The organism is Tepidibacillus fermentans (assembly GCF_004342885.1).
Classification (GTDB): Bacteria; Bacillota; Bacilli; order Tepidibacillales; family Tepidibacillaceae; genus Tepidibacillus; species Tepidibacillus fermentans.
The window spans coordinates 37,566-47,173 of the sequence record NZ_SMAB01000018.1 but is presented as its reverse complement, the minus strand read 5'-3'; the positions used below and the strand labels follow the sequence as shown (position 1 = coordinate 47,173).

The window sequence follows — 9,608 nt, the reverse complement described above, 5'->3', positions numbered from 1 at the left end:
CCAAACAGTAGTGCGGTAGCCTGTGCATAGCGTACAAAAATAGGATGCTGATATTATTAGTATTAAAGCTTGATCGAGAAAAACTTGACACAAACCAGAAGTTGACAGTAGAATAATAATTATGTATATTTTGGAAAGATAACGTAAAAATATTAATGAATAAAATTGTGCTACAGCTATATTCGAAATCGTCAATTTTCTCTCTAAAAAAGAAATATTTCGATTTGATGAAGGGATGAGTAGTTTGTCCAAAGCTTTAAAGAGAGCTGGAGGTAGCTGTGAATCCAGTAAGCGAAGCAAACGAATATGGTCCTGGAGAGATTGTTTTCGAAAAGGTAACTTTAAGGGAATGACGTAAACTCTGCGTTAAAGAGGTTAGTTGTACAACTACTAGAGCCTTTTATTTGTGAAAATAAAGGGGAATTTGGGTGGTACCGCGTGAGCTTAATACTCTCGTCCCAAACTGGATGGGAGTTTTTTATTTTTAAGAAAGAAAGGAGAAGGAAAATGAACAGGGGTACTTTTTATATTACAACTCCAATCTATTATCCAAGCAACAAACTGCATATTGGGAATGCTTATACGACAATTGCCGCTGACACTATGGCCAGATATAAACGATTACGAGGGTATGATGTGTTCTATCTAACAGGTACCGATGAACACGGTCAAAAATTACAAAAAAGAGCTGCAGAAGAAGGGTTAACCCCTATTGAATTCATTAACCCTGTGGTTGAATGGATTAAAGATCTTTGGGAAAAGTTAGATATTTCTTATGATGATTTTATTCGAACGACGGAAGAACGACATAAAAAGGCAGTTCAAAAAATCTTTAAAAAGCTGAAAGACAATGGTGATATCTATTTAGGTGAATATGAGGGATATTATTGTGTCCCTTGTGAAGCTTATTGGACAGAACAACAGTCGAAAAAAGGAGAAGAACATATTTGTCCAGATTGTGGCCGTCCTGTCCAGTTGGTGAAAGAGAAGAATTATTTCTTTAGAATGTCAAAATATGCAGATCGTTTACTTCAATATATTGAAGAACATCCAGAATTTATCCAACCAGAATCAAGAAAGAACGAAATGATCAATAACTTCTTAAAGCCAGGTTTAGAAGATTTATCGATTTCAAGAAGTACTTTTGACTGGGGAATACCTGTTCCAGACGATCCAGAACATGTTATTTATGTTTGGATTGATGCTTTGTCCAATTATATCACAGCGATTGGTTACTTATCTGATGATCCAAAACAACAAGAAAAATTCAAAAAGTATTGGCCTGCTGATGTTCATTTAATTGGTAAAGATATCCTGCGTTTCCATACGATCTATTGGCCGATTATTTTAATGGCGTTAGATTTGCCATTGCCGAAAACCGTTTTTGGCCATGGTTGGGTCTTAATGCCTGATGGTAAGATGTCGAAATCAAAGGGTAATGTGATTGATCCTAAATTCTTAATTGACCGCTATGGTTCAGATGGAGTTCGTTATTTCTTGTTGCGGGAAATTTCTTTTGGTTCAGATGGTGTGTTTACGCCAGAAATTTTTATCCAACGGTTGAATGTCGATTTAGCCAATGATCTTGGTAATCTAGTTAGCCGTACGGTTGCGATGATTGAGAAATATTTTGATGGGATTTTACCTGAACCAAAAGAAGAAACGTCTCTTGATCAAGAACTAAAACGGTTTGCTCAAGATACCGTCATCCATGTAGAAAATTCTTTAGATCAAATGTTATTCAGCCAAGCATTAATTCAAATTTGGCAGTTGATTAGTCGAAGCAATAAATATATTGATGAAACGCTGCCATGGGTACTTGCCAAGGATCCAGCGCAAAAAGATCGCTTAGGTACGGTATTGTATTACTTAACGGAAAGTATTCGTGTGATCTCCATTTTAATTCAACCCTTTATGCCAAAAACCCCAAACAAGATCTGGAAGCAAATTGGATTAAATGGTGTGATGGTGGAGTGGGATCAAGCAAAAGAATGGAATGTAATAAAACCAGGAACAAAAGTAGAGAAAAAAGAGGCGATTTTCCCGCGATTAGATATGGAATTAGAATTAAAGATCATTGATGAAACAACGCTTGAAGCAAGAAAAAAAGCAGAAGAAAATGCCAAGAAAAAAGAAGCAGCAAAACAAACAGAGACAAAAGGAGGAGGAATAATGGAAAAACCAGTAACAGAAGAAATTACTATCGATGATTTCTTTAAATCCGATTTGCGAGTAGCAGAAGTTATTGCAGCAGAGAAAATACCGAATGCAGATAAATTATTAAAAATTCAACTGGATCTTGGCTATGAAAAAAGACAAGTAGTTTCTGGAATTGCCAAATATTATACGCCTGAAGAGTTAATTGGTAAAAAGGTAATCTGTGTCACCAACTTAAAACCAGTTAAATTAAGAGGCGAGATTTCAAATGGAATGATTTTGGCAGCTTCCCAGGGTGATCAACTGGTATTAGCAACGGTTTCTGGAGATATACCGAATGGATCACAAGTCAAGTAAAAGGGGTTTTACGATGTTAATCGATACACATGCACATTTAGACGATGAAAAATTCATTGAAGATCGAGAAGAAGTGATTCAAAGGGCTTTTGATCGTGGAGTGAAAACCATTATAAACATTGGTTACAATAAAGAAACGATTTTATCTACTTTAGAACTGGTGAATCGATATGACTTTATTTATGGTGCGATTGGCTGGCACCCTAATAATGCCCATGAAATGACAGATCAAGATTTTCTCTGGCTTGAGGAACAACTGAACCATCCTAAAATTGTTGCCATTGGTGAGATCGGGCTGGATTATTATTGGGATTTTGCCCCTAAAGAGATTCAACAACAGGTGTTTCGCCGACAAATTCAATTAGCCAAGAGAAAAGGTTTACCAATTGTAATTCATGATCGGGATGCTCATCAGGATGTTTGTCAAATCATAAAAGAAGAAGGGGTAAAAGAAATTGGGGGAATCATACATTCCTTCTCTGGTAGTTTAGAAATGGCAATGGAATGTATTGAACAAGGTTTCTATATCTCTTTTAGCGGCCCTGTTACTTTTAAAAATGCAAAAAGGCCGAAAGAAGTAGCCAGTGAGATTCCTTTGGAACGGATCTTGATTGAAACGGATTCTCCCTATCTCACCCCTGAGCCATACCGCGGCAAAAGAAATGAATCATCTTATGTGAAATTTGTAGCCGAAAAAATTGCCGAATTACGCGGAATGACGTTTGAGCAAATTGCAGAAATTACGACGGAAAATGCTAGACGTATATTTCGATTATAAATTGGAAAATTATAGGGAATGACGCATATTTGTTTGACAATTAGCATATCTTTGTTTACAATGGGGCTACTAAAGGGGGAGAAATAATGGGCAAACTGTTCCAAAAAACAGCAATCCCGAAGTCGGTTGTCATTCCCACTTTTCCCTTTTTAAAGAAAAAGAGATGGGTGATTCTTCTTAGTGTTGTCTTTGTTTTGATTTTCGTTACGACTTGGTATGTTCTAGGACGAAATAAAGAGATTACACTCATCATTGATGGACAAGCTAAAAGAGTCGAAACATCTCAGAAGATTGTGCAGGATTTATTAATAGAACAGAGGATCAGTTTTAAGACTGAAGATCGATTATCCGTACCCTTAAAAAGTCGATTAAAGGATGGACAAACGATTCGTGTTGATCATGCCAAATCGATTTCACTCAATATTGCCGGAGAGCAAAAAGAAGTTTTGACAACAGCTAAGACAGTAGGAGAACTATTAAAACAACAAAAGATTACCTTAGGAAAGTTAGATAAAGTTACTCCAACCATACAAAGCCCCATTACACCACAGATGGAAGTTATCGTAACGCGGATAGAGAAAAAGATTGTACAAACTGAAGAGGACATTCCCTTTGGTTATGTTCGTAAAGCAGATACGAATTTACCAAAAGGGAAAGAAAAAGTCCTAACGAAAGGGAAAAAAGGGAAAGTTATTAAGTTTGTTGAGATTACTTATGAAAATGGAAAAGAAGTAGAGAAAAAATTACTGAAACAGGATATCGTTCAACCGAAAAACGATCAAATTGTTGCATATGGTACCCGTATTGATCGCTCTATTGTCTCTAGAGGTGGTTTTACTTTTCGCCCAAGGGAAACGTTAACCAATGTGACGATTACTCAATATAGTGGCGGTTCTTATACATATTTAGGAACAAGGCCAACTCCAGGAAGGACGATTGCGGTAGATCCGAATGTAATTCCTCTTGGCTGGTGGGTATATATTGAAGGTTTTGGTTTTCGTAGAGCAGAGGATATTGGTGGTTCCGTAAAAGGTAATATAATCGATATCTATGTAAGTAGTAGGGAATCGGCGATTTCCTATGGAATAAGGTATGGTTATAAAGTATATGTGATAGGACCAAATCGACCTTATTAAAGCTTGGCTGCTTGTGCCAAGTTTTCTTTGTTTCTGATGAAAACAAAATACAAAGTAAATATGGCTTAAAGCACCCATAGGGCACAAGTCACGCTATGCAACTAAAGTTGCAAGTCGTGCTATGTCGGAGCTTACAGAACCATACAAGCCAGTGATTCATGTGTTTGTATATTCCATAAACAGCGACACACGTGGCTCTTTAATGGATCAAATTGTATAGGAGGATTTTTCTTGAAAATTAAAGAAGTAATTGTTGTTGAAGGTAGGGATGATACCATCGCCATTCAAAGGGCTGTAGAAGCAGACACGATTGAAACAGGTGGTTCTGCTCTCTCTATGGAAACGATTCGTAGAATAGAAAAAGCTCAGTGGTTACGCGGAGTGATTGTTTTTACTGATCCCGACTATCCTGGGGAAAAAATTCGCAAAACGATTAGTCAAAAGGTACCTGGAGTTAAACATGCATTCTTAGCGAGAGAAGAAGCAACGAAAAATGGAAATATTGGAGTCGAAAATGCTACACCAGAAGCTATAATCAAGGCACTAAATGAAGCAAAAACAGAATGGTTAGATGATGATAAAGAGTATGTATCATGGGAACGATTAATAGAAGAAGGTTTAGTTGGTGGAGAAGAAGCAAAAAAGAAACGTTTACTTCTAGGTAAACGGTTAGGAATTGGCTATGGGAATGCAAAGCAATTTCACAAACGATTAAAAATGTTTCAAATTACCGAGGATGAATTTAACAAAGCAATCAAATATCTATATAAAAGGAAAGATGAGTAGATGGACGGTCGAATCTCAACTCCAACAAAAACAATGGAGATTCTCAAAAAATATGATTTTCACTTTAAAAAAAGTTTAGGGCAAAATTTTCTTATTGAACCAAGTATTCTCGATAAGATCGTGAGTTCTGCAAAGATTGATGAAACGGTAGGCGTGATTGAGATAGGTCCGGGAATTGGAGCTTTAACTCAAAAATTGGCAGAAAAAGCAGGTAAGGTAGTGGCCATTGAGATCGATCAGCGATTAATCCCAATTTTAGAAGAAACTTTAGCAGCTTATCGTAATGTTGAATTAATACATGGTGATATTTTGAAGATATCATTAAATGAATTATTATCAAATCAATTTTCTGAGTTCGAGACGATTAAAGTTGTAGCTAATTTGCCTTACTATATTACGACACCAATTATTATGTCGTTACTCGAGCAAAAACTTCAAATTGCTTCGATTACCGTGATGATTCAAAAAGAAGTGGCAGAACGGATCCTGGCTAAAGCAGGTGGTAAAGATTATGGCACGCTTACCTTAGCAGTTGATTATTATGCGGAAGCAAAAATTGTGATGCAAGTACCCAAAACCGTTTTTGTACCAAAACCAAATGTCGATTCTGCAATTATCCAATTGAAGATTCGGAAACAACCTCCTGTTCAAGTCGAAGATGAGAATTTTTTCTTTCGTGTCATTAAAGCTAGTTTTGCTCAAAGAAGAAAAACGATTATTAACAATTTGATTCATAATCTATTCGGAAAAGATAAAAAAGAACAATTAGAAATCCTTTTAAAGTCGATTGATATCGATCCAAATCGACGTGCGGAAACGCTAAATATAGGGGAATATGCCCGATTAAGTAATCTTTTAGTGAAAACTGTCGAATAGAAAAAATCATATTGACAAAGTCCTAATAAACCAGCTATAATAATTTTTTCTAATTGACAAGCTACCCCTCCGGTGGTATAATTTCGTTAGGAAAGAGGTGGTAGTTGACAATGGCTAATAATTCCTTAGGCGCCATCAAGCGTAACTTGGATAGTTATGTTGGCGAGAAGATTGTGCTAAAGGCAAATGGTGGACGTCGAAAGACAATTGAGCGCACTGGTATTTTAGAACAAACCTACCCTTCAGTATTTATTGTAAAATTAGATGAAGACCAGCATTCTTTTAAACGAGTGTCATACAGTTATGCTGATATCCTAACAGAAACAGTTGAATTAACGGTGTGTACAAGTGATGGACAAGTTCGGATTACATCACATCAATAAAGAGGTAGAGCACGAATTGTGTTCTACTTTTTTTAATTTTACATATACTAAAGTTGTCCACCCATAAGGAGGTTATTGCTTGAGCCGAAGAAGAGGCGGAATTATGTCAGAACGATTTAAAGAAGAATTAGCAAAAGAACTTGGTTTTTATGATACGGTCCAAAGAGAAGGGTGGAGTGGGATTACCACTCGTGACGCTGGAAACATGGTCAAAAAGGCAATTGAAATTGCCGAAAGAAGCTTAACAGAGATGGGTCGATCATAAAATAAGGTGGACAAGCTAGAGGAAAGTAATTTTCTCTAGCTTTTTCTTTATTGAGTTAACAAAAAATGTTAAAATGTATGATTGACACAGTAAAAATGGACGGTGGTATGATGAAACTTTGGGAAAAGGCACCAGCTAAAATCAATTTGACATTAGATGTGATCGGAAAAAGAGACGATGGATACCATGAGGTAGAAATGATTATGACAATGATTGATTTAGCTGATCGTCTCTCTTTTGAAGATATAGATGAGAATCGAATTATTTTAGAATCGAATTCGGGAATCGTTCCGAATGATGAGAGGAATTTAATATATAAAGCGGCGCAAATCTTAAAAACAAAATATCAGATTGAACGAGGAGTACATATTGTTTTAGAAAAAAATATACCCGTTGCTGCAGGTTTAGCAGGGGGAAGTAGTGATGCAGCAGCTGCTTTACGGGGATTAAATCGTTTGTGGAATTTAAATTTAACGGAAGTTGAATTAATGAAGGCTGGTGAAGAGATTGGGTCGGATGTCCCATTTTGTATTGTAAGAGGTACTGCACTAGCTACTGGACGTGGAGAAAAAATTAAAAAACTCCCCCCTGCCCCACCAGGATGGGCAATTTTAGCGAAATTGCCAATCGGAGTTTCCACTGCAGATGTATATGGTGCGCTAAAGTTGGAGGAAATAAAGGAACACCCAAAAACAAACCAAATGATCCAGGCGATTGAACAACAGGATTTTCTTCAGATGAGTGGCCTATTAGCAAATGTTCTTGAAGAGGTTACTTTTCGACTCTATCCCGAAGTGAAACAGCTAAAAGAGCAATTACAACAATTTGGTGCCGATGGTGTATTAATGTCTGGAAGTGGACCAACGGTATTTGCACTGACGAACAAAGAGTCGAAAATGAAACGAATTTATAATGGGTTACGAGGATTTTGTAAAGAAGTTTATGCCGTACGATTATTAAGATAAAAATTGTAGAAAATTGCGTATATTAGTGATATATTTAGTCTTAAATATTCGGTTTTCTTGGAGGAAATTATGAAAAAGTTGCGGAGAAGTGCAAGAATTGTTGATTTAACTCAATATTTTTTAAATCATCCTCAAGAATTGATCCCACTTTCATTCTTTTCCGAACGGTATCAAACTGCCAAATCTTCAATCAGTGAAGACATTGATATTATTCATGAGATGTTCGTGGAAGAAGGAATTGGCGGTTTATATACGGTTGCAGGAGCAGCAGGGGGAGTAAAATTTATTCCCTCAATTTCTAACGAAAAGGCAAAAGAAGAGCTTGAAAAGATTTGTGAGGCATTATCCAATGGAGAACGCTTGTTGACAGGTGGCTATCTCTATATGTCTGATATTATTGGCGATCCTGCTGTTTTAAGGCAAATTGGAAGGATGTTTGCTTCTGCTTTTTCTCAGGATGAGATTGATGCGATTGTAACGGTAGAAACAAAGGGAATTCCCTTAGCCCACGCTACCGCTAATTACTTAAATGTTCCCGTTGTTATTGTTCGTCGAGATAGTAAAGTCACTGAGGGTTCTGTCGTAACCATTAACTATATTTCAGGTTCAACAAAACGTATTCAAACGATGTCTCTAGCAAAAAGGTCGATGAAAGAAGGGGCAAATGTTTTGATCATCGACGATTTTATGAAAGCTGGGGGAACGATTAAGGGGATAATCGATTTATTGAATGAATTTAATGCCAATCTCAAAGGAATCGGTGTTTTTGTGGAAGCAGAAGGACCTAGTGAGCGTCTTGTTGAAAATTATATTTCATTAGCACGTTTAGAAGAAGTAAATGAAAAAGAGAAACAAATAAAAGTAACGTTAGGAAACTTTTTTGATAAGGAGAGATAAGCATGGAGATGATTTCTAGCAAAAATGCCCCTAAAGCAATAGGACCCTATAGCCAAGCCATAGAAGTGAAACCTTTTATTTTTACTTCTGGTCAAATCCCTCTAACTCCTAATGGGGAATTGATTGCTTCTGGTATCCGAGAGCAAACGGAACAAGTTTTGAAAAATATCCAAGGGATCTTAGCAGAAAAAGGTCTAACATTACAAGATGTTGTAAAAGTAACTGTTTTTATGCAAGATTTGAATGAATTTACCGAAATGAACGAAGTATATGCCCAATTTTTTCAGGATCATAAACCTGCTCGTTCGACTGTAGAAGTGGCTAGATTACCAAAAGATGTGAAGATTGAAATAGAATGTATTGCAGCAATGCGTTGTAATGGATAAGAGCAACTAATAATTAAAGTTAAAGTTGCTCTAATGATGCCGATCGTTCATGTTTAACTTCGATTTATTACTTTTTAATGAAGTTAAACTTTCCTATGTGGTAAAAAATTTTCATTTTTTTGTCATTATTAGCAGGATTTTATTGAAATTTATAGAATGAAAATAGTAAGCTCGAAAAAAAGTTAAAGGTGGTGAACTAGAATGGAAATTACAGACGTAAGACTCCGCCGTGTCAACACGGAAGGGCGTATGCGAGCGATTGCTTCAATCACGATCGATAATGAATTTGTCGTTCATGATATTCGTGTGATTGATGGAAATAATGGGTTGTTTGTAGCAATGCCTAGCAAAAGAACTCCTGATGGGGAATTCCGTGATATTGCTCATCCAATCTCTTCTGCAACTCGCGAAAAGATCCAACAAGCCGTTCTTCAAGAGTATGAGCGCGTTGGCGAAGAGGAATTAGTTGCAGGAGCATAAAAAACAAATCATAGATACATATTGAAAGTTTTCGCTGTTGGCAAAATCAAAAATGTCAACAGCTTTTTATTTTTTCCAAAAAAAACTATTCACTATTTTCCTTGAAAACGTTACATAATTGATATATAGTCTAAATGGAATA

The 9,608-nt window shown here is 36.4% G+C and carries 11 protein-coding genes and 1 other annotated feature; all 11 genes read left to right on the top strand.

The annotated features are described in order from the left end of the window. The first annotated feature begins 218 nt into the window (after positions 1–218). Positions 219–464: a binding site (T-box leader), on the top strand. Between the two features lie 43 nt (positions 465–507). The 11 genes from metG to spoVG all read left to right on the top strand — a co-directional run bounded on the left by metG (position 508) and on the right by spoVG (position 9,466). Further along, the gene (gene metG, locus EDD72_RS10145; RefSeq protein WP_165895053.1) at positions 508–2,514 is read left to right on the top strand and encodes a methionine--tRNA ligase; all 2,007 of its coding nucleotides are present in this window, start codon (positions 508–510) and stop codon (positions 2,512–2,514) included. A gap of 13 nt (positions 2,515–2,527) precedes the next feature. Next, on the top strand, positions 2,528–3,292 hold the full coding sequence (locus EDD72_RS10140) for a TatD family hydrolase (RefSeq protein ID WP_132769955.1): 765 nt from the start codon (positions 2,528–2,530) through the stop codon (positions 3,290–3,292). 86 nt (positions 3,293–3,378) lie between these two features. Then, a complete protein-coding gene (locus EDD72_RS10135) occupies positions 3,379–4,428 on the top strand; it encodes a 3D domain-containing protein (RefSeq protein ID WP_132769953.1) in 1,050 nt (349 codons plus the stop codon). Between the two features lie 231 nt (positions 4,429–4,659). Then, positions 4,660–5,214, top strand: a complete 555-nt coding sequence (gene rnmV / locus EDD72_RS10130; RefSeq protein ID WP_132769951.1) for a ribonuclease M5 — start codon at positions 4,660–4,662, stop codon at positions 5,212–5,214. Next, entirely contained in the window at positions 5,215–6,090 is an 876-nt protein-coding gene (gene rsmA / locus EDD72_RS10125; protein WP_132769949.1) for a 16S rRNA (adenine(1518)-N(6)/adenine(1519)-N(6))-dimethyltransferase RsmA, read from the top strand. A gap of 110 nt (positions 6,091–6,200) precedes the next feature. Continuing rightward, positions 6,201–6,473 (top strand): biofilm formation stimulator Veg, encoded by a 273-nt coding sequence (gene veg / locus EDD72_RS10120; protein ID WP_132769947.1) that lies wholly within the window; start codon positions 6,201–6,203, stop codon positions 6,471–6,473. Between the two features lie 79 nt (positions 6,474–6,552). Beyond that, positions 6,553–6,738 (top strand): small, acid-soluble spore protein, alpha/beta type, encoded by a 186-nt coding sequence (locus tag EDD72_RS10115; RefSeq protein ID WP_132769945.1) that lies wholly within the window; start codon positions 6,553–6,555, stop codon positions 6,736–6,738. A gap of 110 nt (positions 6,739–6,848) precedes the next feature. Beyond that, positions 6,849–7,703 (top strand): 4-(cytidine 5'-diphospho)-2-C-methyl-D-erythritol kinase, encoded by an 855-nt coding sequence (gene ispE / locus EDD72_RS10110; RefSeq protein ID WP_132769963.1) that lies wholly within the window; start codon positions 6,849–6,851, stop codon positions 7,701–7,703. Positions 7,704–7,772: 69 nt separating this feature from the next. Continuing rightward, positions 7,773–8,600, top strand: coding sequence for a pur operon repressor (purR, locus tag EDD72_RS10105; RefSeq protein WP_132769943.1), 828 nt, complete (start codon positions 7,773–7,775; stop codon positions 8,598–8,600). A 2-nt stretch (positions 8,601–8,602) separates the two neighbouring features. Continuing rightward, positions 8,603–8,986, top strand: coding sequence for a RidA family protein (locus EDD72_RS10100; protein ID WP_132769941.1), 384 nt, complete (start codon positions 8,603–8,605; stop codon positions 8,984–8,986). A 201-nt stretch (positions 8,987–9,187) separates the two neighbouring features. After that, on the top strand, positions 9,188–9,466 hold the full coding sequence (gene spoVG, locus EDD72_RS10095) for a septation regulator SpoVG (RefSeq protein WP_132769939.1): 279 nt from the start codon (positions 9,188–9,190) through the stop codon (positions 9,464–9,466). The last annotated feature ends 142 nt before the right edge of the window (positions 9,467–9,608 follow it).

What these genes read in the sequence shown, in the direction of transcription:
- ispE (WP_132769963.1), top strand. Translation starts at nt 6,849, where the DNA reads ATGAAACTTTGGGAAAAGGCACCAGCTAAAATCAATTTGACATTAGAT.
- EDD72_RS10100 (WP_132769941.1), top strand. Translation starts at nt 8,603, where the DNA reads ATGGAGATGATTTCTAGCAAAAATGCCCCTAAAGCAATAGGACCCTAT.
- spoVG (WP_132769939.1), top strand. Translation starts at nt 9,188, where the DNA reads ATGGAAATTACAGACGTAAGACTCCGCCGTGTCAACACGGAAGGGCGT.
- purR (WP_132769943.1), top strand. Translation starts at nt 7,773, where the DNA reads ATGAAAAAGTTGCGGAGAAGTGCAAGAATTGTTGATTTAACTCAATAT.
- EDD72_RS10140 (WP_132769955.1), top strand. Translation starts at nt 2,528, where the DNA reads ATGTTAATCGATACACATGCACATTTAGACGATGAAAAATTCATTGAA.
- EDD72_RS10135 (WP_132769953.1), top strand. Translation starts at nt 3,379, where the DNA reads ATGGGCAAACTGTTCCAAAAAACAGCAATCCCGAAGTCGGTTGTCATT.
- metG (WP_165895053.1), top strand. Translation starts at nt 508, where the DNA reads ATGAACAGGGGTACTTTTTATATTACAACTCCAATCTATTATCCAAGC.
- veg (WP_132769947.1), top strand. Translation starts at nt 6,201, where the DNA reads ATGGCTAATAATTCCTTAGGCGCCATCAAGCGTAACTTGGATAGTTAT.
- rsmA (WP_132769949.1), top strand. Translation starts at nt 5,215, where the DNA reads ATGGACGGTCGAATCTCAACTCCAACAAAAACAATGGAGATTCTCAAA.